Annotated in this window: 22 protein-coding genes, 2 rRNA genes and 2 pseudogenes; 10 read left to right on the top strand and 16 right to left on the bottom strand. The window is 57.5% G+C overall.

The features are described 5' to 3' along the window. On the top strand, nucleotides 1-1,489 hold a 1,489-nt coding region (gene priA / locus CUC53_RS14805), incomplete at its 5' end, for a replication restart helicase PriA (protein WP_100294861.1). Nucleotides 1,490-1,824: 335 nt separating this feature from the next. Here priA and CUC53_RS14800 read toward each other — a convergent pair. From CUC53_RS14800 to CUC53_RS14760, 9 genes and pseudogenes are all read right to left on the bottom strand, one after another. Further along, nucleotides 1,825-2,532 carry an AcvB/VirJ family lysyl-phosphatidylglycerol hydrolase gene (locus tag CUC53_RS14800; protein WP_100294860.1) on the bottom strand — a complete coding sequence of 236 codons (708 nt, stop codon included), beginning with the start codon at nucleotides 2,530-2,532 and terminating at the stop codon, nucleotides 1,825-1,827. 11 nt (nucleotides 2,533-2,543) lie between these two features. Continuing rightward, a complete protein-coding gene (gene mprF / locus CUC53_RS14795) occupies nucleotides 2,544-5,093 on the bottom strand; it encodes a bifunctional lysylphosphatidylglycerol flippase/synthetase MprF (RefSeq protein ID WP_100294859.1) in 2,550 nt (849 codons plus the stop codon). A gap of 153 nt (nucleotides 5,094-5,246) precedes the next feature. Next, complete coding sequence (locus CUC53_RS14790; RefSeq protein WP_076494658.1) at nucleotides 5,247-5,429, bottom strand: hypothetical protein; 183 nt, start codon at nucleotides 5,427-5,429, stop codon at nucleotides 5,247-5,249. Nucleotides 5,430-5,483: 54 nt separating this feature from the next. After that, nucleotides 5,484-6,793: pseudogene (gene rstB / locus CUC53_RS14785) on the bottom strand (two-component system sensor histidine kinase RstB). A 21-nt stretch (nucleotides 6,794-6,814) separates the two neighbouring features. Further along, a complete protein-coding gene (gene rstA, locus CUC53_RS14780; RefSeq protein WP_167386768.1) occupies nucleotides 6,815-7,525 on the bottom strand; it encodes a two-component system response regulator RstA in 711 nt (236 codons plus the stop codon). A 420-nt stretch (nucleotides 7,526-7,945) separates the two neighbouring features. Continuing rightward, nucleotides 7,946-8,611 (bottom strand): DedA family protein, encoded by a 666-nt coding sequence (locus CUC53_RS14775; RefSeq protein WP_100294858.1) that lies wholly within the window; start codon nucleotides 8,609-8,611, stop codon nucleotides 7,946-7,948. Between the two features lie 18 nt (nucleotides 8,612-8,629). Beyond that, entirely contained in the window at nucleotides 8,630-9,922 is a 1,293-nt protein-coding gene (locus CUC53_RS14770; RefSeq protein ID WP_100294857.1) for a hemolysin family protein, read from the bottom strand. 278 nt (nucleotides 9,923-10,200) lie between these two features. Next, nucleotides 10,201-10,395 carry a heavy-metal-associated domain-containing protein gene (locus tag CUC53_RS14765; protein ID WP_100294856.1) on the bottom strand — a complete coding sequence of 65 codons (195 nt, stop codon included), beginning with the start codon at nucleotides 10,393-10,395 and terminating at the stop codon, nucleotides 10,201-10,203. A 68-nt stretch (nucleotides 10,396-10,463) separates the two neighbouring features. Further along, nucleotides 10,464-11,414, bottom strand: coding sequence for an AEC family transporter (locus CUC53_RS14760; RefSeq protein WP_100294855.1), 951 nt, complete (start codon nucleotides 11,412-11,414; stop codon nucleotides 10,464-10,466). Nucleotides 11,415-11,578: 164 nt separating this feature from the next. Here CUC53_RS14760 and treR point away from each other — a divergent pair, with 164 nt between their 5' ends. The 4 genes from treR to CUC53_RS14740 all read left to right on the top strand — a co-directional run bounded on the left by treR (nucleotide 11,579) and on the right by CUC53_RS14740 (nucleotide 16,532). After that, nucleotides 11,579-12,526, top strand: a complete 948-nt coding sequence (treR, locus tag CUC53_RS14755) for a trehalose operon repressor TreR (RefSeq protein WP_100294862.1) — start codon at nucleotides 11,579-11,581, stop codon at nucleotides 12,524-12,526. 208 nt (nucleotides 12,527-12,734) lie between these two features. Next, on the top strand, nucleotides 12,735-14,159 hold the full coding sequence (gene treB, locus CUC53_RS14750; protein ID WP_100294854.1) for a PTS trehalose transporter subunit IIBC: 1,425 nt from the start codon (nucleotides 12,735-12,737) through the stop codon (nucleotides 14,157-14,159). An 81-nt stretch (nucleotides 14,160-14,240) separates the two neighbouring features. Further along, nucleotides 14,241-15,902, top strand: coding sequence for an alpha,alpha-phosphotrehalase (gene treC, locus CUC53_RS14745; RefSeq protein WP_100294853.1), 1,662 nt, complete (start codon nucleotides 14,241-14,243; stop codon nucleotides 15,900-15,902). A 3-nt stretch (nucleotides 15,903-15,905) separates the two neighbouring features. Further along, complete coding sequence (locus CUC53_RS14740; RefSeq protein WP_100294852.1) at nucleotides 15,906-16,532, top strand: sugar O-acetyltransferase; 627 nt, start codon at nucleotides 15,906-15,908, stop codon at nucleotides 16,530-16,532. Between the two features lie 118 nt (nucleotides 16,533-16,650). On the opposite strand, the gene CUC53_RS14735 is transcribed toward CUC53_RS14740, so the two are convergent. From CUC53_RS14735 to tapT, 4 genes are all read right to left on the bottom strand, one after another. Beyond that, nucleotides 16,651-19,134, bottom strand: a complete 2,484-nt coding sequence (locus CUC53_RS14735; protein ID WP_272896768.1) for a beta strand repeat-containing protein — start codon at nucleotides 19,132-19,134, stop codon at nucleotides 16,651-16,653. Nucleotides 19,135-19,755: 621 nt separating this feature from the next. Beyond that, the gene (locus CUC53_RS14730; protein ID WP_100294850.1) at nucleotides 19,756-20,181 is read right to left on the bottom strand and encodes a hypothetical protein; all 426 of its coding nucleotides are present in this window, start codon (nucleotides 20,179-20,181) and stop codon (nucleotides 19,756-19,758) included. 182 nt (nucleotides 20,182-20,363) lie between these two features. Then, complete coding sequence (gene yaaA / locus CUC53_RS14725; RefSeq protein ID WP_100294849.1) at nucleotides 20,364-21,137, bottom strand: peroxide stress protein YaaA; 774 nt, start codon at nucleotides 21,135-21,137, stop codon at nucleotides 20,364-20,366. Nucleotides 21,138-21,323: 186 nt separating this feature from the next. Continuing rightward, nucleotides 21,324-22,358, bottom strand: coding sequence for a type IVa pilus ATPase TapT (tapT, locus tag CUC53_RS14720; RefSeq protein WP_100294848.1), 1,035 nt, complete (start codon nucleotides 22,356-22,358; stop codon nucleotides 21,324-21,326). 39 nt (nucleotides 22,359-22,397) lie between these two features. On the opposite strand from tapT, the gene CUC53_RS14715 reads away from it, so the two are divergent. From CUC53_RS14715 to CUC53_RS14695, 5 genes are all read left to right on the top strand, one after another. After that, the gene (locus CUC53_RS14715) at nucleotides 22,398-23,099 is read left to right on the top strand and encodes a YggS family pyridoxal phosphate-dependent enzyme (RefSeq protein ID WP_100294847.1); all 702 of its coding nucleotides are present in this window, start codon (nucleotides 22,398-22,400) and stop codon (nucleotides 23,097-23,099) included. Nucleotides 23,100-23,233: 134 nt separating this feature from the next. Beyond that, on the top strand, nucleotides 23,234-24,046 hold the full coding sequence (gene proC, locus CUC53_RS14710) for a pyrroline-5-carboxylate reductase (protein WP_100294846.1): 813 nt from the start codon (nucleotides 23,234-23,236) through the stop codon (nucleotides 24,044-24,046). 11 nt (nucleotides 24,047-24,057) lie between these two features. After that, nucleotides 24,058-24,609, top strand: a complete 552-nt coding sequence (locus tag CUC53_RS14705) for a YggT family protein (RefSeq protein ID WP_042011910.1) — start codon at nucleotides 24,058-24,060, stop codon at nucleotides 24,607-24,609. Continuing rightward, nucleotides 24,609-24,911, top strand: a complete 303-nt coding sequence (yggU, locus tag CUC53_RS14700) for a DUF167 family protein YggU (protein WP_100294845.1) — start codon at nucleotides 24,609-24,611, stop codon at nucleotides 24,909-24,911. Before CUC53_RS14705 ends, yggU begins: the two co-directional genes overlap by 1 nt. 41 nt (nucleotides 24,912-24,952) lie before the next feature. Next, on the top strand, nucleotides 24,953-25,375 hold the full coding sequence (locus CUC53_RS14695) for a DUF4426 domain-containing protein (protein ID WP_100294844.1): 423 nt from the start codon (nucleotides 24,953-24,955) through the stop codon (nucleotides 25,373-25,375). A gap of 77 nt (nucleotides 25,376-25,452) precedes the next feature. On the opposite strand, the pseudogene CUC53_RS14690 reads toward CUC53_RS14695, so the two are convergent. From CUC53_RS14690 to CUC53_RS14680, 3 genes and pseudogenes are all read right to left on the bottom strand, one after another. Further along, nucleotides 25,453-25,585: pseudogene (locus CUC53_RS14690) on the bottom strand (integrase core domain-containing protein); the annotation flags it as partial. A gap of 196 nt (nucleotides 25,586-25,781) precedes the next feature. Then, a 5S ribosomal RNA gene (rrf, locus tag CUC53_RS14685) occupies nucleotides 25,782-25,896 on the bottom strand. Nucleotides 25,897-26,016: 120 nt separating this feature from the next. Next, nucleotides 26,017-26,174 (bottom strand): 23S ribosomal RNA (locus CUC53_RS14680); the annotation flags it as partial.

The raw sequence follows: 26,174 nt of genomic DNA, 5'->3' as shown, positions 1-26,174 counted from the left end.
CATCCTCGAACCCCTGCTCAAGGCGGGCAAGCAGGCGCTGGTGATGGTGCCGGAGATCGGCCTCACCCCGCAGACCATCAACCGCTTTCGCCGCCGCTTCAACGTGCCGGTGGTGGCGATGAACTCCGCCATGAACGACAGGGAGCGGCTCGACGCCTGGCTCGCCTGCCGTGACGGCGGCGGCGCCATCCTGATCGGTACCCGCTCCGCGGTGTTCACCCCGTTTCACAACCTCGGCATCATTATCATCGACGAGGAGCACGACGGCTCCTTCAAGCAGCAGGACGGTTTTCGCTACCATGCCCGGGATCTGGCGGTGATGCGGGCTCATCGTGCCGGTATCCCCATCTTGCTTGGCTCGGCCACCCCGTCGCTGGAGACATTGCACAACGCCCGCACTGGCAAGTATCACCATCTCACCCTGACTCGCCGTGCCGGCAATGCCCAGACCGCCCGGCAGGTGATTCTGGATATCAAAAACGTGCGGTTGCAGGCCGGGCTATCCCCTCAGCTGGAGCAGTTGATGGCAGAGCATCTGGCGGCGGGCAATCAGGTGATGCTGTTTCTCAACCGCCGTGGCTATGCCCCGGCCCTGATCTGCCACCAATGTGGCTGGAGCGCCGCCTGTGAGCGCTGTGATGCCTGGTACACCTGGCATCAGGCCGGACGACGGCTGCACTGCCACCACTGTGACAGCGTGCGCCCGCTGCCCCACCACTGCCCCGAGTGCGGCAGCAACGAGCTGATCGGATCGGGAGTGGGGACCGAACAGCTGGAACAGCTGCTTACCACTGTGTTCCCGCAATATCCGGTAGTGCGCATCGATCGGGACAACACCCGCCGCAAGGGGGAGCTGGAGACCCATCTCGGCGACATCAAGGCAGGCAAGTACAAGATCCTGATCGGCACCCAGATGCTGGCCAAGGGCCACCACTTCCCGGATGTGACCCTGGTGGGTCTGCTGGATGTGGATGGAGCCCTGTTCAGCGCCGATTTTCGCGCCGCCGAGAAGCTGGCCCAGCTCTACACCCAGGTGGCGGGCCGCGCCGGTCGCGCCAGCAAACCCGGGTTGGTAGTGCTGCAGAGCCACCATCCCGAGCACGCCTTGCTGCAGGATCTGACCCAGAACGGTTACGGCCACTTCGCCGATACGGCGCTGAAAGAGCGCCGCTTGCTGGGGCTGCCACCGTTCAGCTATCAGGGGCTGTTTAGGGCCGAGGCCAACGGCCGCGACGAGGTGCAGCTGTTCCTCGCCCGCCTCGCCGATACCCTGCGCAGCGCCCGCTATCCTCACGTTCAGGTGCTGGGGCCCATCAGCGGCTTTATGGAGCGCAAGGCGGGCAAGTTCCGCATGCAGTTGCTGGTGCAGGGGCCGAACCGGGCACCGCTGGCCCAGCTGCTGGATTGGGCGGTGAAGGAGCTAGAGGGATGGCCCGAGACCAAGCGGGTGCGCTGGAGTCTGGATATTGACCCCACCGAATTGAGTTAACCTCTAGCGCGACCATTCTATCCACGCCCAGTTGTTCACCTACAGGCCACCACTTTCGAGTAGCCCCCGCCATTAATTGGGGCATACCATGACAGCGCAGGGTAGCGAGCCCTCTTCGCCGAGCCAAATCGTGATGAGATCGGGGGAATGAGGTCGGAGAGCAACGTAAACTAGGCTGCATTGCTGGTATGGATGAAGTCGATAGCCTGTTCGATACACATAAAAAATCCTATAAAAAAATCAACAGGCATTTGATTTTCACACATCAGAAGGAGTGGTCAATGGATCCTCCACTGACCTTCATTAAGCTAGGAGCCGCCCCTTTTCATAGCTGCTTATTTGGGAGGGGTCAGGACGAGGTGCTCGGTGATGGCCTGATATAGCTGTGGGTAGTCATCTTCAAAATGGTGTCCTCCCGGCAGGGTGACGGTCGTGACGTTGGGTTGGTTGAGACGGGGGCAGAGGCGGTCGCCGTCATCGTCATCGGCTCCTTGCAGGCAGAGCATCGGCAGATCGCGGATGGTCTTCACCTGCGGTTCGGTCGGGTAGCTGCGGGTCTTGTGGGTCAGCATGTCGCTGACGTGGATCTCGAAATCCGAGCTGGTAGAGGGGGAGAGCATCACGGCCCCGACCAGCCCCTGACGATAGTGCTCCGGCAACCGGTTGATGACGAAGGGGGCAATCTCTGCACCAAACGAGAAACCGACCAGCAGCCAGCGGGGGCGCTGCCAGCGGGCCTGATAATCGTCGAGGATCCGCTCCAGATCGGCGGTCACCTGCTCCGGGGTTTTCTTCTTCCAGTAGTAGGTGAGGGAGCTCCAGCCCACGACCGGCATGCCGTGCAGCTGAAACTGGGCGCTCAGCCCCTTGTCGAGGGCCGCCCAGCCACCATCGCCGCTGAGAAAGATCACCATGGGGGCGTCGGATGGCTGCTTGACCGGCTGCTCAATCAGGCTCAGGTCGTCCTTGACCGGGGCAGCGTGCGCCGCAAAAGATGCAACGGGCAGTACGAGACTGAGTAACAGCAATATCAAGGCTCTCATTGGCCATGCTCCTATTTCTTGATCAGCCCCAACGGGCCGCGGTTAATCAGGGTGATCAGGTGAGTCAGGGTTCTGGGCAGTACCAGCTTGCTGCTGCAGAGCAGGTAGCGGGGTTCCCAGCGGGGCGAAAATTTCTCCTTGTAGCGTCTGAGCCCCTGAAAGTTGTAAAAACGGCTGCCACGGACGAACAGGGTATTGCCAAGGCGGGCCCAGTAGCTGTTGAGCGGGTGATCGTTGAAGCCGGACATGGGGGCCATCCCCAGATTGAAGCTGGCGTACCCCTGCGCCTTACCCCACAGCAGCAGCTCGACAAAGAGAAAATCCATGATGGGGGCGGTGCCGGTATCCAGGCTGTAGCGCATCAGATCGATGGAGAGGGTCTCCTTGTTGTCGCTGACCCAAAGGTTGGCAAAGCCGACAATCTGCCCCTCGTGCCACACCAGCGCAGCCGGGCTCAAGGTCAGGTAGTCAGGCTCGAAGCGGCCGACCGAGAAGCCCTTCTCCTTGCCCATCTTGCTCTGCAGCCAGGTATCGGAGACGGTCTGCAATCTGGGCAGCAGGGGGGCCACGGCACTTGCCTCGACCACCTCGAAGGTCAACCCTTCCCGCTTGCCCTTGGCGTGGCTCTGGCGCAGGTTGCGTAGCCGGCTGCCTGCCAGCTCGAAACTGGCGAGATCCACCATCGCCTCTTCGCCGAGCTTGAAGGGGATTAACCCCAACTCCAGATAAAGTGGAAGGTAGCGGGCAGAGACCTGATAGAAGACCGAGTTGGCATCGTGCTCATCGCATCGCTCGCGAAATTGCCAGAGCAACTCTTCAATCAGATCCGGACGGCCGACCGGATCTCCCATCACGATCCAGCTGTTGCCCTCGATGCCATACATCAAAAAGGCATCGCCAGCGGGGTGGAACAGCAGGGATTTGTCTTTCAGCTGGGCCAGATAGCCGTGGATCCCCCCTTCGCGGACGACCAGCTCGTGGGCGCGGGCCAGCATCTCTTCACTTGGCTTGTCACCGACCACGCGCAGCGGGGCCAGCAGCTGCGCGACCCCCGCCACAGCAAGCACTGCGACCACGCTGCCCATGGCTCGCAGGCCACGAGCGGCCCCGCCGTTGGGAGAGAAGTGAAACCAGAGGGCGTGGTCATACTCCACCTGACGGTAGGAGAAAAGCAGCAGCCACAGCGCTCCCAGCAGCACGGCGCCGACCGAGATGAGCCAGCCCGGGGTGAACTGGGGATGGAGCAGGGATCCCTTGCGATAAAAGAGCGGACGGCAGGGGGCCATGATCAGCAGCAAGCTGCCGAGCAACAGTGCTGACTCCCAGTCTCCCCCCTTGAGCAGGGAGAAAGCGATCCCCAGTGCCAGCAGCAACTGGGTAATGCGAAATGCGGCGTCGTGACGACGGTAGAGGCTGCGAGCCAGCAGCAGTAACAGCACCCCACTCACACTACCAAGCACGTGGGAGAGCTCCAGCAGATGGAGCGGCAGTACCTGCAGCAGCGCTTCGACATGGCTGCGCATGGTCGGGATCATCCCAGAGCAGAGCAGCAGACTGCCGGCGGCGAAGGTCCCCATGCTGATCAGGGTGGGCAGAAATTCGCGTACTGCACTCATCAGCCCCTGTAGCCGCTGCCAGCGAGCCTTCTGCTGCAACATTTCCTGACTGGTAAAGAGCAGCAGGGCGCAGAGGAAAGGCAGCACGTAATAGATGCAGCGGTAGAGCAGCAGTGAGGCGAGCAGCTTGTCGGCCGGCAAGTAGTTGACCAACAGCAGGCTCATGCTCGCTTCAACGACCCCGATCCCGCCCGGCACATGGGCCAGTACCCCGAGGAAGCTGGCCAGCACGAAAGCGCTAAGCAGCACGGGATAGGGTACGCTCTGGGCGGGCAGCAGCACAAACAGCACGGCGGCAGCGGCCATCCAGTCGGCCAGCGCGACCAGCAGTTGTAGCAGGCGCACTCTGAAGCTGGGCAGAGTCAGCGTGTGTTTCCGCCAGGAGAGACGGGGGGTAGGCCAGCAGAGGTAGCAGGCCACCAACAGCAGAGCCATCGCGCCCGCCAGCTTGAGCAGGGTATCTGCCCACTGTGGCCAGTCAGGCTGCAACTGTGACACATCGCAGGTCAATAGGGCACCACCTCCCCACGCCAGCAAGCCGAGGAAAAAGGTGATGGAACAGAACAGTACCACGCGGGCCACCTCCCCGGTGGCAAGCCCCAGCGCGGAGTAGAGCCGGTAGCGTACCGAGGTGCCGGTCAGCAGGGCAAATCCCAGGGTATTGGAGAAGGTATAGGCGATAAAGGAGGTGATACTGACCTGTTGCCAGGGAAGGCGCTTGCCCAGCGCACGGAGCGCCAGCATGTCATAGCTGCAGAGAAGGCCATAACTGAACACGGTCAGCAACAGGGCACCTGCCAGCCGTGGCAGGGGTTGGGACCAGATGGTCACACGAATATCGTGCCAGTGCCATGCCTGGGTCAGGTGATACAGCACGGCCAGTGCGGTGCCAAGCAGCAGCAAGCTGCACACGGGGCCGAGCCATTTAAGCAGATGACGCCACATGCCATATTCCTGTGGTCATTGACCGCTTCCCGCAAAGGGGGAGCCGGGTCGTGAATCCGGTTGGGACGGGTGAGGCACTCGCCAGGAAAATATCGGGAAGAGATGGAAAGGGAGGCGTCAGCCTCCCTTGGTGTTATCCAGTGACCGGTTGGATCACTTGGTTTTCGGCGCGACTTTGACGGCAGGGGTCTTGGCGTGGGTGGTTTTATGGTGTTTTTTCACCACCTTGGTCTGGGTCGCCTGCGGTGTGGCTGTCTTGGTCGGGGTGGCCGCCATGGTGAAACCGGAGGTGAGGGCGAAGACGGCAGCCAAGGTCAGGGGAATGATCTTTTTCATGGTCAATTTCCTTATTCGGGTTGATGTTATGGAGCGTTCTCCATGACAGTCATCCTATGACGGTTGCGGCGGTCCTTCAGTGAGCGGTTGGTGACGGTTTGTATCCAAATGTACAGGCAGGGTGAGGCAGAAGCGGGCGCCGTGGTCACTGGCCAGCAGCACCACTTCGCCCCCGTGATGACGGGCAATGCTGCGCACGATGGCCAGTCCCAGCCCGGTGCCACCGGTGCGACGATCCCGGCTCTGATCAAGGCGCACGAACGGTTCGAATATCTGGGATGCCTGCGCCGGATCGATCCCTGGTCCATCGTCACTCACCTCCAGCAGGTAGTTATCCTGCAAGCGTGAAAGCGAGAGAGTGACCCAGTTTTCGGCATAACGCAGGGCGTTGCCGATCAGGTTCTCCACCGCGCGGATCAGCAGACACTGATCGCCGCACCAGGGCATGTAGCGTGGCGGCAGATCGAGGGTGCCAGCGCCTGCCAGTCGCCAAGATGCGCTTGTGCCCAGTGACTGAGCTCCAGCTCGTCCCGCTGCAACGGCAGCTCCGGCCTATCCAGCTTGGCATAGGTGAGCATCTCTTCGATCAGGGCGTCCAGCGCCCCCAGATCCCGTTCCAGCGCCAACTGTTCTTGCTCGGTAGGGGCCCGTTCCAGCATGGCGAGTCGATAGCGCAACCGGACCAGCGGGGTGCGCAACTCGTGGGCGATGGCATCGGTCAGTTGCTTGCGGCTGGCAATCATGGCCTGCAATTGGGTCGCCATTTGATCGAAGGTGCGTCCCACCCGGGCCAGACTGCTGCCCGGCGGCAGATTGGTTCGACAAGAGAGATCCCCATCGCCTACGCAACGTGCGGTCTGCTCCAGCTGCTGCAAACCGTGCCAGTGAGGACGCTGCCAGAGTAGAATGGGCAGGCCGAGGGAGAGGCCGATCACCAGCAGCAGTCCCACATCGACCCAGTGCAGCTCGTGCAGGTAGGAGAGATAGGGGACGGGGCCGACAATCAGCACCCGATCGGTATCGGGGATGCGCTGCAGGAAGGTGTCATCCTCTTCGACGATGACAATGTTGCCAGCGGCCAGAAAGGCCTGATCCTCGCTGGCCAGGGGCTGGCGCGCCAGCTCGCCGATCTTGAGGGGGAGGGTAAACTGACTGCTCTGCTCGGCCAGTCGATCGGGCCAGCGCTCGGGCGGGGTTCTTGCCAACTCGCCGGTCAACAGGCCAAGAGAGCCCTGCATCATGCGTTCGAGATAGCGATCGCCGGCTCGCTCGGTGGTCACCTGATAGACCACGCCAACCAGCAGGATGGCGAGGGTGAAGCAGCCGATCAGCAACAGATAGAACTGGATAAAGAGGCGGCGCATGGCAGTGCTCCCGAAAGAGGGTTATTCCCAAGCGTGGGGGACAAACAGGTAGCCTTTCTGGCGCACCGTCTTGATCCGGGTCGGGTTATCGGGGTTATCACCCAGTTTTCGGCGCAGGCGGGAGATGGCCACATCCATGCTGCGATCCTGGCCGTCATACTCCCGGCCGCGCAGGCTGCGAAAGAGAGCTTCCCGACTCAAGATTTGGCCCGCGTGGCAGGCAAGCTCCCACAGCAGATCAAAGTCGGCGGTCGAGAGGGCAATGCTCTCGCCATCGAGCCGCACATCTCGTCCCGGGCCATCCACCCGCAGCCGACCAAATTGCAGCTGCTGGGGAACGCTGCTGGTGGCGACGGGTTGGGTTGATGTTTGCTGGTGTTGGCGAAACTGCACCCGCAACCGAGCCAGCAGCACAGGCGGTGGGGTGGTTTTAAGGATGTAGTCGTTGGCGCCCAGCTCCAGACTCAGGATCTGGTTCATGTCGCTATCCAGCGAGGTGAGCATTACGATGGGGCCGTCGAAGCGTGGCCGCAGATCCCGGCAGAGGGACATGCCATCCTGCCCCGGCAACATGATATCGAGCAGCACCAGATCGGGCTGTTCGGCCTCGACCCGGGCCAGCGCCATATCCCCTCTGGGCTCGAGGATCACTTCCATATCGTGGCGACCGAGCCAACTGCTGATGAGCTGGCCAATCTCGGGATCATCTTCGACAAAAAGAATGCGCTGCACAAAAAGCCTCAACTGATTCCAGTTAGGGCACGACATCAGCCAGCATAACAATGGCGTGGGATAAATAAACATAAAACACTTGGCAATGGCGCATGTGTGAAATAGATGTAGAGCGAGAGGATAATACCGATAAATGAATGATCTATTGACCAATCCTTCTGATACGTGAAAACCCGAGACCTTTTGATTTGTATCGGATTCTCTATGTGCATCGAACAGACTATCGACTTAATCCACACCAGCAATACAGGCCCAGTTTGCATCGTTCGGCGAAGAAAGCATCCTACTCTAAACCATGACCGGAGGCGAAACAGCCAGCGCTACCGCTGGCTTCCTACTAACCAACGCCCAGCACCAAAAGTAACAATGCCAGTCAGCGTCAGCTGACTGGCATTCACCACGACAAGGCGACTTAAGGGATTATTTGTTGACCTGAGCGCCCTTGCGTTTACTGATCCAGCGCCAGATCAGAGCGACCATCCCGCCCACCAGCAGCACCACGGGCAGATAAATGATGATGTTGAGAAATTGAGACTGATACTCGGCCGCTAATTTGGTGTGGCTGAGGTAGTACCCGATGCCAACCAACGGACAGATCCACATAATCGAACTGACCAAGTTGACGATGAGAAAACGCCCCTGTGGCAGTTCTGTCGCACCAACGATATAGGGATAGGCAGTACGCACAAAGGCAATATAGCGCGCGGTGATCAAGGTCAAGATGCCGTACTTGTCGAGCAAGTAGTACACCTTCTCTTTATGCCGATCTTCAACATGCGACATCAGGCGATGGTAAAGCTGGGTATGGCCAAGAAAACGGCCCTGCATATAGCCAAACCAAGTACCGACGAAGGTCGCAATGATCAATAACGGCACAATTCCGATCGAGAGCACCTCTTTGTTGATGAGTACGCCGGTAAGCAGCAACAGGCTGTCACCTGGTAGAAAAGCTGTCGGGATAAAGCCGTTTTCCAGCACTAAAAATGCCAATATCACACCGCAGATCATGAGGGCCATCTTGGGGTCTGACAACGTCGTCAGATCATGATGCATAAAGGCGTGCGCCAGTTGGTAAAACTGCTCCATACTTGCAAACTCCGCAGGTTAGCTGGGGTGATCGGCTAACAGTATGGCCAGCACTTTGTCGATGCGCAGGCCATCCATGTCAACAATTTCCAGTTGCCACTGTGCCAGTGACACCCGATCGCCGGTTTGGGGGACACGACCAAGGAGCAGCATGATAAGCCCTCCCAAGGTGTGATAGTGATGTTTTTCTTCTTCAGGCAGTGCGGTTAGTCCCAGACAATCTTTTAGCTCAGGGAGCGGGATCAAGCCATCGAGCAGCCAGCTACCATCAGCACGCTGAAATACCCAGTTGTTCTCTTCCCCCGCTTGCTGGAAATCACCCGCGAGGGTTTCCAGCAAATCTTGCTGGGTTACCAACCCCTGCAGCTCGCCATACTCATCCACTACCAGCACCATGTGCTCAGAGTGGGCACGGAAATGGTTGAGCAGTTCAAGGCCATTGAGGGTCTCAGGAAGCAGGCTGCCATCCTGGGTCAGAGCCGCCAAATCGATATCGTCCCCTTTGATGTAGGCATGGAGCACCTTGCTGACATTGATGATCCCCACCAAATTGGAGAGGTTGCCATTACACACAGGGAAGAAACTGTGGCGATGCTCCACCAGCCGTTGCAGGTTGACGGCCAACGGCTGAGCCAGATCCAGATAACGGATATCGCTACGGGGCACCATCAGTGACGAGAGGCTGCGCTCGTCAAGGCGAAATACGTTACGCAGCATGGTGTGTTCGTGGTCTTCAATGACGCCGGCTTGTGACCCTTCCACCAGCATGGCGTGGATCTCTTCTTCTGTGACGTTGGCATTGCCGCGCTGGTCAACTCGCATCAGCCGCAGCGTCGTATTGGTTGATGCCGACAGCAACCAGACAAAAGGGCGCGTCAGGGTAGCCAACCACAGCATAGGGCGAGCCACCAAGCAGGCTATGCGCTCGGCGTTAAGCTGACCAAGCCGTTTAGGAACCAGCTCCCCGACCACGATGGAGAGGTAAGTGACCACCACGACCACCGTCAAAGTGGCGATCAGGCTGCTACTTTTGACATCCAACCCCCACCCTTGTAACCAGAGCGCCAACGGTTGGGCCAATAACGACTCACCATAGATACCATTGAGCAGGCCGATGGTGGTGATGCCAATTTGCACCGCGGAGAGAAAGTGGGTCGGATTTTCACTTAACTTGAGAGCGATAGCCGCCGCGCGGCTACCACCGCTGGCCAGCTTACTGAGACGGGCTTTCCGTGCAGTGACAATGGCAATCTCTGACATGGCAAAGACTCCATTGAGCAAAATCAATCCAAACAGGATCAATATTTCCATACAACAAGCGCACTCCGAGTGGTGAATATCGCTGGCAGTGTAATGAATTTACCCGTGATGTGCTTGTGAAAGCAGGTGATCTCGCTCGCTAATTTCAGGCTATCCGCCCAGAAATAGTGGGATTGGTTGCTGTATGAATCTTTTTCTCTGGCCCGTAGAGACCGGCGCGATGCGCCTGCTGGGATGTGCCGATGAGTGAGAATAGGCTGAGCGTGGTTGTGAACAAGAGGGAACGACGGGTGACAACACCATGCCACCCGTTGATGCCAACGCCCGGATTATTCGGCAATAAAGCCTTGGGCTTCAATCAGGGCGACTAACTCGGTGCGGCTCAAGGCCGTATCAACCACGGCCTGATGGCGGCTGAAATCCACCTCGGCAGCCGTAATGGCCGGCTGAGCCAGCAGGGCCTTTTGCAAGCTAGCGGCGCAGCCCCCACAAGACATGCCAGAGATACTTAGTTCGATGATCATGGTCGTACTCCTCTTGGATAGCGTGTAGACCAGCCTAAAGCTGCCGCCCGCAGTAAGGTCAAGCTGAGCTAGCCCATCAATCCTAAGTAGTTCATCAACGCCGTGCCGACCGTCGTGCTAAGCAGCGACCCGAGGGTGGTCATGGCAATAATATTGGCGGCCAGCACGCTGTCGCCGCCCATGGCGCGGGTCATCACATAACTGGCGGCCGCTGTGGGGATCGAGCTGATAAGCAGCAATAGCCCCAGCGAGTGCGGCGCAAAGCCGAGCGCCCACGCCCCCAACACCAGCAGCAGTGGAATAAAAAACAGCCGGTTAGCCGTAGCCCATGCGGTCAGCCGCGCCCCGCCCCGCAGTGCCTTGAGGTTAAGACTAGCCCCGGTACAGAGCAGGGCCAATGGCAGGGTCATGTTGGCAAAATAGTTACCTGTGGTGATCACCAGTTTGGGCAATTCGATCCCCAGTAGGCCGAACGGGAGGGCAGAGAGAATGGCGATGATCAGCGGATTTTTCACAATCCCAGTCACTATCGGTTTGATCCCACGGTGACCGCCGAGGCTGCGAGTCAGGGTGATCACCGCCAAGATGTTGTACAGCACGGTGATCGCCCCCACCAAGGGGGCAGCGGCACCAATTCCCTCTGCACCATAGGCGTTTTGTACATAGGCCAGCCCCATTACCCCCATGTTGCCGCGAAAACTGCCCTGCACAAAGATGCCACGCTGACGCCGATCAGCAATAAAACGCGCCGCTAGCAGCTCCAACCCTAAAAAACAGATCAGGGTGCCGCAGAGGCCATACAGGATCAGCCAAGGACTCAACATGTTGGAAAAATCAGTCCGCACCATGCTTAGGAACAGCAAGGCGGGCAGGGTAACTTGAAACACCAAACGGGAAGCTGCCTCGACAAAGCTATCGGGCAACAAGCCCAGCTGTTTGAGCCAGATCCCCAGCAGCAACACCACGCAGATAGGGCCGGTGATCGAGAGAGAAAAATTCAGACTGGCCAGCAGATCCATAGTGCGCGTCCTGTGCGGTGTATGCTGTTTCGAATAAGCCGCGCGGTGGGGCCGCAGCCGACCCGGCATTCTAACGCCATGGGCTTGTATTCGCAGGGGTTAATCACAACAATGTGACCCATTTCTTACGCTGAACGCCCAGTGAGTCTCTTGTGAGTCAACCCATAGACCGAAAACTGACTATCCTCGACATTGCCCGCCTCGCCGGTGTGGGCAAGTCAACCGTCTCTCGGGTGCTCAACAAAGACCCTAACGTGAAACAGCAGACCCGCGCACGGGTCGAGCAGACCATCGCCGAACACGGCTTTGTGCCGAGCAAGTCGGCGCGGGCTATGCGCAGCCAGAGCCAGCAGGTGGTGGGGATCATCGTCTCGCGGCTCGACTCCAGCTCAGAGAATCAGGCGGTGCGCGGCATGCTGGAGACCCTCTACCAGCGCGGCTACGACGCCGTGCTGATGGAGAGCAAGTTCTCCCCCGCCAAGGTGCAGGAGCATCTGGCGGTGCTGGAGCGGCGCGGGGTGGATGGCATCATCCTGTTTGCCTTCAATGACTTGGACTATGCCGCCATGGCACCGCTGCAAGATAAGCTGGTGCTGGTTGCCCGCGAATACCCCGGGTTTTCGTCAGTCTGCTTCGACGATGCCGGTGCGGTGCGCACCATGCTGGCGCAGCTGGCAAGCCGTGGCGCCCGCGACATCGCCTATCTGGGGGTGGATGCCTCGGATCTCACCACTGGCCAGCGTCGCCTCGACGCCTATCTCGCTTACTGCGCAGCGCAGGGATTAAACCCACGCTGCGCCCTCGGCGATCTCAGTCTGCAGAGCGGCTATCGGCTGGCGGCCGAGCTGCTGACTCCCACTACCCAAGCGCTGGTCTGCGCCAGCGACACCCTCGCCATCGGCGCAGCCAAATACTTACAAGAACAGGGGCGTAGTGACGTGGTGGTGACTGGCCTTGGCAACAATCCCATGCTGACCTTTCTGTTTAGCAATGCCCTGAGCCTCGATCTAGGCTACAAACGGGCTGGGGAACAAGCGGCCCGCCAACTGCTCGGCCAAATCGAACAGGGCCATCCCCCGTTAGTCACCATCGCCCCCTGCCATACCCCATAAGTTCGTCTCACTGGATTACCTCGCCTTACAGAGTGCACAAAAAACACCCTTTTTGTGACGTTGACCACGAAATGGGAACGTTCCCATTTTGATCTCGGTCGATCAACGGCATGCTAGTAGAGCACCATAGCAATAACGCCCCAGCCATCAGAGAGAGCAAAGAGGGCGAGACAGACCAATCTCTAGTGGAGTCACAGAGGAAAGACCCATGTCCAAGATCAACACGCAGCAACTGGCCACCCTGATCGACAAGATCGGTGGCAAAGAGAATATCGCGACGGTGAGCCACTGCCTGACCCGGCTGCGCTTTGTCCTAAACGATCCGGCTAAGGCCGACAGCAAGGCTATCGAAACCATTCCAGCGGTGAAGGGAAGCTTCACCCAAGGTGGCCAGTTCCAGGTGGTGATCGGCAACGAGGTGGAGCAGTGGTACAAGGCGCTGACCGAGCAGCTCGGCGTCAGCGGCGGCAGTAAGGATGCCGCCAAGCAGGCGGCGCGCCAAAACATGAACCCGCTGGAGCGAGGCATCTCCCATCTGGCGGAGATCTTCGTGCCGCTGTTGCCCGCCATCATCACCGGCGGTCTGATCTTGGGTTTTCGCAACGTCATCGGCGATATCAAGATGTTCGATGGCAAGTCGCTCACCGAGATCAGCCAGTTCTGGGCTCAGGTGCACGCCTTCCTCTGGCTGCTGGGCGAGGCGATCTTCCACTTCCTACCGGTCGGCGTCTGCTGGTCTGCGGTCAAAAAAATGGGCGGCTCCGAGATCCTCGGGATCGTGCTAGGGGTGACGCTGGTGTCGCCGCAACTAATGAACGCCTACGGCATCGGTCAGCAGACTCCCGAGGTGTGGGACTTCGGCCTGTTCGTGATCCAGAAGGTGGGTTATCAGGCCCAGGTCATTCCGGCGCTGCTGGCGGGTGTATTCCTGGCCTGGGTTGAGACCAACCTCAAGCGGATCATTCCGGCTTACCTCTATCTGGTGATTGTGCCGTTTGTCTCGCTGCTGCTGGCAGTGATCGTGGCTCACGCCTTTATCGGCCCGTTCGGTCGCTGGATTGGTGATGGCGTCGGTTTCGCGGCCAAGGCTGCCATGACCGGTTCTTTCGCTCCTATCGGTGCTGCTCTGTTCGGCTTCCTCTATGCGCCACTGGTGATCACCGGTATTCACCACACCACCAACGCGGTGGATCTGCAGCTGATGCAGAGCATGGGCGGCACCCCGATTTGGCCACTGATCGCCCTCTCCAACATCGCGCAGGCCTCTGCGGTGGTCGGCATCATTCTGATCAGCCGCAAGCAGAACGAGCGAGAGATCTCAGTGCCCGCCGCCATCTCCGCCTACCTCGGGGTGACCGAACCCGCCATGTACGGCATCAACCTCAAGTACAAGTTTCCGATGCTGTGCGCCATGGTGGGCTCCAGCCTCGCGGCCCTCATCTGCGGCTTTGCTGGGGTGATGGCTAACGGTATCGGGGTCGGTGGCCTGCCGGGCATCCTCTCCATCCAGCCGCAATATTGGGGGATCTTCGCCATCGCCATGTTGGTGGCCATTGTGGTGCCGGCACTGCTGACCCTGCTGGTCTACCAGCGTCAGCAAGCCGCTGGCAAGCTAGCCCAAGCCAGTGCCTGATCCGGATGGCGAGGGCGACCCACGGGTTGCCCTCGCCATTTCATGTTCGAGAGATTCACATTACCGAGAGGGGGGAGACCCATGAGCCAAACACCCTGGTGGCAGAGTGCCGTGATTTACCAGATTTACCCCAAGAGTTTTCAGGATTCGGGCGCCCGTGGCACCGGAGATCTCAAGGGGATCATGACCCGCCTCGATTACCTCAAGACGCTGGGTGTCGACGCCCTCTGGCTGACCCCGGTTTACGTCTCTCCGCAGGTGGACAACGGCTACGACATCGCCGACTACTACGCCATCGACCCGGCCTACGGCACCATGGATGATTTCGAGGCGCTGCTGGCCGCCGCCCACGCGCGCGACATCCGCATCGTGATGGATATCGTGGTCAACCACACCTCCACCGAGCACGCCTGGTTCAAGTCGGCTCTGGGGGATAAAAGCAGCCCCTACCGCGACTACTACATCTGGAAAGATCCGGTGGATGGCGGTGTGCCGAACAACTGGCAATCCAAGTTTGGCGGCAGCGCCTGGGAGCTGGATGCAGCCACCGGCCAGTACTACCTGCACCTGTTTGCCCGCGAGCAGGCAGATCTCAACTGGGAAAACCCGGCGGTGCGCGCCGAGGTGAAAAACATCATCCACTTCTGGGCGAACAAGGGGGTGGATGGTTTCCGGCTCGACGTCATCAACCTTATCTCCAAGGATCAGGCGTTCCCGAACGATGAGATCGGCGATGGCCGCCGCTTCTACACCGACGGGCCGCGCATCCACGAATTTTTGCAGGATGTGAGCCGCGACGTGTTTGCCCCAGTGGGCGCCATGACGGTGGGGGAGATGTCCTCCACCAGTCTGGAGCACTGCCAGCGTTACGGCGCCCTCGATGGCTCCGAGCTCTCCATGGTGTTCAACTTCCACCATCTGAAGGTGGATTACCCCAATGGCGACAAGTGGACCAAGGCACCGTTCGATTTCCTCGAACTCAAGCGTATCTTCAACCACTGGCAGAGCGGCATGCACGGCAAGGGGTGGTCGGCGCTGTTCTGGTGCAACCACGACCAGCCGCGTATCGTCTCCCGCTTCGGCGATGAGGGCGAGCATAGGGTAGTGGCCGCCAAGATGCTGGCCAGCACCCTGCACGGCCTGCAGGGTACGCCCTACATCTATCAGGGGGAGGAAATCGGCATGACCAACCCCGGCTATCAGCACATCAATGACTATCAGGATGTGGAGAGCCGCAATATCTTCGCCATCAAGCAGGCCGAAGGGATGAGCGAGGCCGAGATCCTCGCCATTCTCGGCGCCAAGTCCCGTGACAACTCGCGCACTCCGATGCAGTGGAGCGCCGCCCCCAACGCCGGTTTCACCCAAGGGACGCCCTGGCTCAAGCCTGCTGCCAACTATTCCGCGATCAACGCCGAGGCGGCGCTGGCCGACCAGCATTCGGTGTTCTGGCACTATCGGGATCTCATCGCCCTTCGCAAGGCCCACCCCATCTTCACTCAGGGGGATTATCAGGAGCTGCTGACGGGGCACCCACAGATCTGGGCCTATGCCCGTCGCGCCAACGGTCAGACCCTGCTGGTGGTGAGCAACTTCTATGGCGAGCCGGTGGAGTTTGCCTTGCCTGCCGAGCTGGCCAATGGCGAAGGTCGGCTGCTGCTCGGCAACTACCCCGACGGCCCAGCACAGCCGCAATCTTGCCTGCTGCGCGCTTATGAATCGCTGATCTGGCTGGTGGAGTAGGCGATGAGCGAGGTGATGACGAAGGCCGCGGCAATCGCACGCGGCCCCGAGTGGCAGAAGATGGTGGCGGGGGCGCCCTATGATGCGGGGGATCCCGAGCTGGTTACAGCACGTGAGCAGTGCCGTGACCTACTGGCGGCACTGAACCGGGAGCCGACTCATTCCCCTGGGTGGGATGAACGGCTCACCCGTTTGCTAGGTAGCCGTGCTGCACGCTGCTTTATTACACCCCCCTTTTTTTGCGACTACGGCGCCAATATTCATGTGGGGGAGAACTTCTACGCCAATTTTAACTGCACCATCCTCGATGTCTGCGAGGTGCACATCGGCGACAACGTGCTGCTGGCACCCGGGGTGCAGATCTATACCGCCGCTCACCCTGTTGCCGTCGCACCGCGCATCAAGGGGGTGGAGTTCGGCAAGTCGGTACGGATCGGTCACAACGTCTGGATTGGCGGTAGTGTCGTCATCTGCCCCGGCGTGACTATCGGTGACAACAGCGTAATTGGTGCTGGTTCAGTGGTGACCAAAGATGTGCCCGCCAACGTGGTGGTGGTCGGCAATCCTTGTCGGGTGCTGCGACCACTGACGACGGAAGAACTAGCAGGAGTGGATGACGGTGCGGGATAGGATTGGAATAACGTCTCAAATATGTCGGGTGAGGACATATGGATCCGCTCGTTACACACTAGATCCCGTTCTGCCGTCGCAGAACGGGGCTGCTATCGATTAACACTCAGCGATCTACTTAAAACTCCGTGAGTACTTCAGCAAAGTTAGCCGTTCCACCGCCCTCGTTCGGATCGACGGGGCCACCGAGAAATACCATGCGATAAAATGGAAATCCGGCGGTAGTGGTCAATGGAATCGTCACCTTAAACGCCAAACTAATGGGGTCCGAAATCTGAACAAAATCATTGCAGGCGGGATCTTGGCATCCTAGCACCATCCAATTGCCCAAAGATCCCGCTAGTTCCTGACGCCAATAACCCATAAACGTAATTTTTTTAACTGGCACAATCGCCGCAGACGACATGGTGATGTGTGTGTCATAAGCAACCCACCCAAATCCTGGTGTAGCCAGGGAGTAAGTGACACAGGTGTTATCGTATTGATTATTGGTATTACCGTCAGTTAAACAACCTAAGCCTGCCGAACCAATAGCCAAGCCCGTACCAACCGCGATGATGCCCGGACCTCGCGCAACCGTCACCGGTGATGAGCCCTCAACCCCCCCCAAGCCTGCATAGACGATTGCCTCCCCTTCAAAAATACCATTGATTACCCCAACCCCACTGGTCGTCATGATAGCGTTGTCAGAGGATCGCCAAGCGACGACAGAGGTAAGATTCTGAGTTGAGCCGTCACTGTATGACCCCGTCGCCGTGAGTTGCTGGCTCCGCCCCTGTACAACAGCAGTGGGCTGTGGATCGATGGTAATGGTCAGCAGTGACGCAGGCGTCACAGTCAGGATTTCACTATTACTGGGTATGCCTGCCATTGAGGCACGGATGACTGTGGTCCCCACAGCAACGCCCTTTGCCACCCCACTCCCGGGGCCATTCAGACTCGTGATTGTCGCCACACCAGGAGTGTCACTGATCCAGCTCACCGCAGGATCATCGGTCACAACCTGGGTTGAATTATCCGAGAATGTCGCGGTAGCAATGAAGCTCCGAGATAAGCCTACTGGGATAGATGGTGCTGCTGGCGTGATGGTAAGTGCGGTGAGGGTGACATTATTGAACACATTCAAGCTGGTGCTATCCGTGACTTGATTCCCGTTAACCGATACCGATGCTGTGATGATGGTTGTACCCACGCTGATCCCCGTCGCGACACCACTCCCAAGGCCATTCAGACTGCTGATGGTTGCAATACTGGGAGCACTGCTACTCCAACTCAACGCAGGGTCATCGGTGACCACTTGAACCGTATTATCTGATAACCGCGCCGTGGCGGTGAAGCCGAGAGTCAGCCCAGTCGGCACCGAGCTGCTGGCTGGGGTGACCGTGAGTTGGGTGATCACCGCAGCACTGACCCGAAGGTCTGCTGTGGCAGGGAGCGATGTCCCGTTGACTAACAACGTCGCAGTAATGATCGCGTCCCCTACCCCCACGCCTGTCACTATGCCGCTACCTGGACCGCCAAAATTGCTGATGGTTGCAATACTAGGAGCACTGCTACTCCAACTTAATGCGGGATCATCGGTGACTACCTGCGTGGTGTTATCAGACAACAGCGCGGTGGCAGTAAAACCAAGGGTCAACCCAACGGGTACCGTGTCATTGGCGGGCGTCACCGTAAGCTGGGTAATAACAGCATCACTCACCATCAAGTTAGTGCTTGCCGTCAATGCAACCCCTTTAGCTGTCAGCGTGGCGCTGATGGTGGCCTGCCCCGCAGAGATCCCCGTAGCCACACCACTGCCTGAACCATTGACGCTACTGATAGTCGCAATACTGGGATCATTGCTCACCCAATTTAATGCAGGATCATCGGTCACCACCTGCGTGGTGTTATCAGACAGCAGCGCGGTGGCAGTAAAACCAAGGGTCAACCCAACGGGCACCGTGTCATTGGCGGGCGTCACCGTAAGCTGGGTAATAACAGCATCGCTGACGATCAAATTGGCACTTGCCGTCCATGGCGCCGCCTTGGTAGTCAGCGTGGCAGTGATGGTGGCCTGTCCTGAGGAGAGCCCAGTAGCCATGCCACTACCGGGACCACCGGTACTGCTGATGGCAGCAATAGTGGGTGCACTGCTGCTCCAAATTAATGCCGGATCATCAGTCATCACTCGCGTAGAGTTATCGGAAAACAGCGCCGTGGCAGTGAAACCAAGGGTCAACCCGACTGGTACCGTGTCATTGGCGGGCGTCACCATGAGCTGGGTGATGATGGCATTGCTGACGGTCAGGTTTGCGGTTGCACTCAGTACAGTCCCTCGCAGTGAGAAGACCGCACTGATAGTCGCAGTGCCTACACCTTGGCCCACCGCATTACCCGACGCCGTGATTGCAGCCACAGCTGGAGCACTGCTGCTCCACTGAACGTCATTCGTGATGTCTTGGGTTGAAAGGTCACTGTTTACCAGTGTTGCCGTGAACTGCTGGCTTAGTCCTAACGGCAAGCTAACCACGTCAGGCGTGACAATAATATGGGGCTTATTGGCGGTTACTTTTGAGCTGTTTTTACTGTCACACCCAGTGAGCGTGGCAGCTAGCGTCATGATTAAAAATATTGTCGTTAAATATGACCACATCACTTTCATCGCGTTGCCAACCCAATACACCACCGCATGATTAATGCTAGCTGCTAGTTTGGCTGATGGCGTTGTTTCATACATCGATACCTTTGGGTTGGCGCTCACTGAAAAAATCGTGCTCAACCTTCTAGATAGAAATAAGGATCAGCCCCATCATGACTACTCGTCACACACTCACGATCGCAAACCACCTTCAGCACTTTGTTAACGCCTCTGCAGACCACCAAAAAACAGCAAATAAATCCAATAAATAAAGTGTTTATAATCAATATATTATTACTTGGTGGCCACTGTAATGGCTATCAACTCGGGGCATCTGAACTGAAGGATCTGGGAGAAGAAGAATAGAAAATCGTATTGCCGCTCACAGCGTTGTGATTAGAACTAGGCACGACTAGCGATACGCATAAATGGGGAAGTCAGGATCAACGGTGGCAGCCACCTTAAAAGACGTTGGCCGACCCAGTTACTCACGAGATCGGCACAAATGTGATGTGTAACGAATAGGGTGCATCAACATGCACCATCAATGGATACAAACAGGAACAATAGCCCCTTGCTGCTAGCGGTGGCTAATTGAAAGGGCTAATCACCATTGGCTAGGAACGAGAGTTCGGGTACAGAGGAGGTGAGTATATCTGCGCAGTAATCCCACGTTGAAATACGATAGTGCTGGAGGTCTTCATCAAGGTGCACCCCATCGGATTCTTGATGAAACCAACTCGCAAAGCGAGATGGCGTAATTATCTGAATTTGTTCTTCAATTGCGTGGCTTTCCTTACCCTCTGCGAGATCACAGTCCTCTATCACTCGTAGTGAGTAGATATGACGAAAGTAAACACGACATAACAGCTTGGGGGGGAGATCAATACTGCGTGCCCGCCCCAACATGATGGTCAGTGTGTCCCCCCAAAGATCCTGATGCAGCTCTGCAACGACTAGGCCTGGTGGTAGTTGACGGGCTGGAGCCCAAGGCACGGCAACCTGCCGGATGACGTTTTTCTGTTCCATGATACACCTCGCGACAACTCATCCCCTCTCTTCAGTCTATCTGAACCGCAACACAACTGAGAACACAATCAAAATAACAATAAAAAAAAGCCGACGCTTACACGTCGGCGAACAAACTTGCTTACAACAGAGGATTCATAAATTAAGACACCCTCTTTGCTAATTTAGTTCCTTGCTGATGCCTACATTTCTGCACGCTTGAACATCAAAGTGGAGGTATCTGATTCTTCTGCTACAAAACGGTAGCCTTCGGCCTGAAAATCGGTCAGCTGCTCAACCTGAGTCAGACGATGCTTAATGATGTAACGCGCCATCATTCCGCGTGCTTTCTTGGCGTAGAAACTGATGATTTTAAACTGACCGTTCTTCTCATCTTTGAACACTGGGGTGATGATCCGCGCTTGTAACGCCTTTGGCCGTACGGACTTGAAATACTCATCAGATGCCAGATTAATCAATACTTCATCTCCTTGTGCAGCCAGCGCCTTATTGAGGTGCTCGGTAATCACGTCACCCCAAAACTGGTAAAGATCTTTGCCGCGAGGGTTAGCAAGCTTGATCCCCATTTCCAGTCGATAGGCCATCATCAAGTCAAGCGGACGCAGCACACCATACAACCCCGACAGCATGCGCAGATGTTGTTGGGCAAACGCAAAGTCAGCTTCGCTGAAGTCGTCGACGGCAAGCCCGGTATAGACATCCCCCTTAAACGCCAACAACGCCTGACGGGCATTGGCTGGGGTAAAATCGGGCTGCCACTGAGCAAAGCGGGCGGTGTTGAGACCCGCTAGTTTGTCGCTGATCTTCATCAGGGTGGCGATCTGGGCTGGGCTCAATTCGCGTGCCCGCTTAATAAGCTCGATGGAGTGTGTCAACAGCTCAGGCTGGGTAAAATGTGATGTCACCCGCGGCGACTCGTAATCCAGCGTCTTGGCTGGGGAAACCACAATCAGCATAACGTTCCTTTTCGGGTAAGAATCACCAGTTATTGATACCTAATGCAGATGCTCAAACCGCACCAGAGTGCGATAGCATAACGATCGGTGACAGGGCCTAAGTCGCGTTAACACGAGCGCCACTGTTGCCAATCTGACCAACATAAAACAGCACTGAGCAGTGCCTTTGCTAACGCCATCAGTGGCTCATACGCTGTTTGGATCAACCGCTTTGGCTTTGGCATCAAGTGCAGCGACCACTCCTCGGTTCACCAACTGCTTAAGGCTTTGATCCATGGTCTGCATACCATGCACCATTCCGGTCTGGATAACTGAATAAAGCTGGGCAATTTTATCTTCTCGGATCAAGTTACGCACGGCAGGAATTCCCATCATGATCTCATGCGCAGCAACCCGCCCTCCTCCAATCCGTTTAAGTAACGTTTGAGAGATAACCGCCCGCAGAGATTCAGAAAGCATCGAACGCACCATGTCTTTCTCTGCGCCGGGAAAAACGTCAATGATCCGATCGATGGTCTTAGCCGCTGACGAGGTGTGCAAAGTGCCAAATACCAGATGGCCCGTCTCGGCAGCGGTCATGGCAAGGCGAATGGTCTCCAAGTCACGCATCTCGCCTACCAATATGATGTCAGGGTCTTCCCGCAGGGCCGAGCGCAACGCATTGCTGAAACTCTTGGTATCACGATGAACTTCCCGCTGGTTCACCAAACAAAACTTATTCTCGTGCACAAACTCGATGGGGTCTTCAATGGTGAGAATATGGTGATGAAAATTATCGTTAATATAATCAACCATGGCTGCGAGGGTGGTTGATTTACCTGAACCCGTCGGCCCAGTTACCAGCACCAGACCACGCGGCAACTCGGCAATGTTACGGAAAATATCTGGGGCGTCGAGCTCGTCCAATGTCATGACCTTACTCGGTATTGTGCGAAATACCGCCCCTGCCCCGCGCGAATGCTGGAAGGCGTTAACCCGAAAACGAGCCATGTTGGGTATCTCAAACGAGAAATCTACCTCGTAATGCTCTTCCAGCTCTTTGCGCTGATGATCGTTCATGATGTCATAAATCAGCGCATGCACCTCCCGGGGCTCGAGAGCGGGCAAATTGATCTTGCGCACCTCACCATCAACCCTGATCATCGGGGGAACCCCAGCCGAAAGGTGTAGGTCAGAGGCCTTATGCTTTACACTGAAAGCTAATAACTCTGTGATATTCATAGATTTGTCATTCTCCCATCACAAGATCGCTAACGAAATATGAACCAGATTGCCCAGCACCTGTTTCAGGTAAAGGAACGTATCGCCCAAGCAGCGAAACAAGCGAACCGTAACCAGCAGCAGATCCAGCTACTTGCGGTCAGCAAGACCAAGCCGATCGAGGCGGTTATCACCGCGTATGCCGCAGGTCAGCGCTGTTTCGGCGAATCGTACGCCCAGGAAGCCGCAACCAAGATCGATACCTTGCGCCAGCAGCCGGAATATAGCGACATAGAGTGGCACTTTATCGGTCCACTACAATCTAACAAATCCAAGCTAGTTGCCGAACGGTTCGACTGGGTGCAGAGCGTAGATCGGGACAAACTGATAGAACGGCTGAACAACCAGCGCCCAGCCAGCATGGCGCCGCTAAATATTTGTCTGCAAATCAATATTAGCGGAGAGAGCAGTAAATCCGGAACGTCGGAGCAAGAGATTTTCCGCCTCGCCGAGCAGGTCTCCCACAGTGAGCGGCTGGTGCTGCGAGGACTGATGGCCATTCCCGAACACACCCGCGATGAGGCCGTTTTAGGATCCCAGATGGCACGTATGCAGGCTCTATTCACCGAACTTGCCCAACAATATCCAAGCGTCGATACCCTCTCGATGGGGATGACCGAAGATCTCGAACTAGCCATCGCCCATGGCAGCACCATGGTCCGGGTCGGCACCGCCATCTTCGGCGCCCGCGACTATTCATAAGGCAGGTTGGCGGATGACAGATAGAGCCACCTCTTTCTTGCCGCAACTTCATTCACAGGAGCGTTTGATGGAACACCGAATTCTGGCTTCAGCTGGCGCAGCCAGCACGACCGCATGTGTAACAGGAGCATCTGATGCAGCATAGAACGCTGGCCTTTATTGGCGCGGGTAATATGAGCCGCAGCATCATTGCCGGTTTGGTCAGAGCGGGCTATCCGGCCTCACTGATCACCGCGGCCAATCCCAGCCGCCCCAAGTTGGAGGGGCTGAGCAACGACTACGGGATTCACATTACCCAGTCCAACATCGAGGCGGCCCGCGATGCCGAGGTGATCGTGCTGGCGGTCAAGCCGCAGTTGATGGCAGGCATGCTAGCCGAGCTGGGCTCCCTTGAGGGCAAGCTGCTCATCTCCATCGCCGCCGGTATCACGGTAGCGCGCCTTGGCGAGATGGCCGGTGGCCACGACCGCATCATCCGCACCATGCCCAATACCCCAGCGCTGCTGGGTCTGGGCATGACCGGCCTCTATGCCCCCGAGCATATTGCCGCCCGCGATCGCGACTTTGCCGAGCAGATGATGCAGGCGGTCGGCAAGACCCTCTGGGTGGAGCAGGAATCCGGCATCAACGGCATCATCGCGGCGGCAGGCAGTGCCCCAGCCTACTTCTTCCTCTTTATGCAGGCTATCGCCGAAGAGGCAGAAGCGATGGGCTTCTCGCCCGAGCAGGCCCGCCTGCTGGTGCAGCAGACCGCGCTGGGTGCAGCCGCCATGGTGGAGCAGAACCCCGATCTGGCGCTACAAACCCTGCGTGAGCAGGTCACCAGCAAGGGCGGCACCACAGCCGAAGCCATCAAGACATTCCAGCAGCAGGGGCTGATGCCGCTGACTGCGCAAGCCATGCAGGCGGCCGTCGCTCGCGCCACCGAAATGGAAACCCTCTTCTAACAGGAGCCCAGATGAACACTGCTTACTTTCTGATTAACACCGTTTTCGACCTCTACCTGATGGTGATCCTGCTGCGCGTCTGGCTGCAGTGGGCCCGCGCCGACTTCTACAACCCGATGAGCCAGATGGTGGTCAAGCTGACCAATCCGCTGGTGATCCCGCTGCGCCGCGTTATCCCGGGCTTTGGCGGCATCGATCTCGCCTCCGTGGTGCTGGCGCTGGTCATCGCCTTTGCCAAGCTGGCCCTGCTCAAGAGCATGAATGTGCTGCTGGCGGACTGGCTCAGCATCAGCTTGTTCGCCGCGCTGACCGTGCTGAAGAAAGCGGGTTCGATGATCTTCTGGGTACTGCTGATCCGCGCCATCCTGAGCTGGGTCAGCCAAGGCCGTAACCCCATCGAATACGTGATGCATCAGCTGACCGAGCCGTTCCTCGCCCCTATCCGCCGCGTACTGCCGGCGCTGGGCGGACTGGATCTCTCGGTGCTGGTCGCCTTTATCGGCCTGCAAGCCATCAACTACCTGCTGGGTGACCTATTCGGCCAGCTGTGGTGGATGATTTGATGCCAGCCGTCCTGCAACAAGGGGATGAACTGGTACTGCATCTGGTGATCCAGCCCAAGGCGAGTCGGGATCAGATCATCGGATTGCACGGCGAAGAGCTGAAAGTGGCCATCACGGCGCCGCCGGTCGATGGCCAGGCCAACAGCCATCTGATCAAGTTTCTGGCCAAGCAGTTCAAGGTGGCCAAGGGGCAGGTCACCATAGTGCGGGGCGAACTAGGGCGACACAAAACCGTCGCTATCGACAGCCCAAAGCAGTGGCCGCAAGAAGTAAGCGCACTGCTCAATGACGCGCAAGGTTAATAAATCTACCTGCACAACCGTAAATATGAGAGGGATGACCGATGAAAACAGCCTGGATGAGTGGCCTGCTGGCACTGCTGATGATCCTGCCGCTCAAGGCGGAACAGATGAAGGAACTGGGGCCCTGGCTGGTGCACTACAACGCCTTCAACTCCAGCTTCCTCACTCCCGAGGTCGCCAAGGCGTATGGGCTGGAGCGCAGCCGCTACAACGCCATCATTAATATCGCGGTACAGGACAAGCAGAAAGTGGCGCAAGCCGTGGGGATCACCGGTGAGGCCAAGAACCTGACTGGCACCATCCGCACCCTGAGCTTTCAGGAGGTAAAAGAGGGGGATGCCATCTACTATCTGGCGACCCTCCCATACCGCAACGAAGATACCTATCAGTTCACCTTGAAGATCATCGGTGGTGGGCAGCAGCAGGCGCTCACTTTCCAACAAACATTTTATATTGATGACTGATGTAGAACATCATCAGGCTTTGAAAGTCTGTCTAGCCCTGAAATAGGTTTACACATTTTCGGCTAGTATTTCTCCACTCAGAACCCCCGATGTACCGCATCGGGGGTTCTGTATTTCAACCACATGATGTGGCCGCTCCGCGTTGTAAATGTCCACCGCCTCACGCACCATCTCCCGCGCTTGCGCCAAGTCCTGCGGGCCCCAAAGCAAGTCACGCCTCGACGACGGCTTCAAAGTAATGGGTCTTCTGGCTCCATCAGCGCAACTCCTTGATACGCTGTCCGAGCCGAGGGTTGGCATGCCAGAGCGCACAGAAGCCCTTGGCTCCAAGCCTACCGACCTTCTGGGGTGTACTCAAACGAAAAAAGCCCACTCTGTTGAGTGGGCTTTTCAATCTAAATTGGGTGCCTGGCAGTGTCCTACTCTCGCATGGCGAATGCCACACTACCATCGGCGCTACCGCGTTTCACTTCTGAGTTCGGCATGGGATCAGGTGGTTCCACAGCGCTATTGCCGCCAGGCAAAAATCTTCATCCAGAAAGCTGACGTGAGTAGTGATGTTGCGCTTGGCTTGTCACTATCACTGAATTTGAGTAGTTCGTTCACTTGCTACAAGGCCCAGAACACTTCTTGGGTGTTGTATGGTTAAGCCTCACGGGTAATTAGTATGGGTTAGCTCAACACGTCGCCGCGCTTACACACCCCACCTATCAACGTTGTGGTCTCCAACGGCCCTTTAGAACCCTCAAGGGGTCAGGGATGACTCATCTCAGGGCTCGCTTCCCGCTTAGATGCTTTC

This window comes from Aeromonas cavernicola (genome assembly GCF_002795305.1).
Classification (GTDB): Bacteria; Pseudomonadota; Gammaproteobacteria; order Enterobacterales; family Aeromonadaceae; genus Aeromonas; species Aeromonas cavernicola.
Note: the sequence above shows the minus strand (reverse complement) of the source record. Positions and strands in the feature narration are given on the sequence as shown.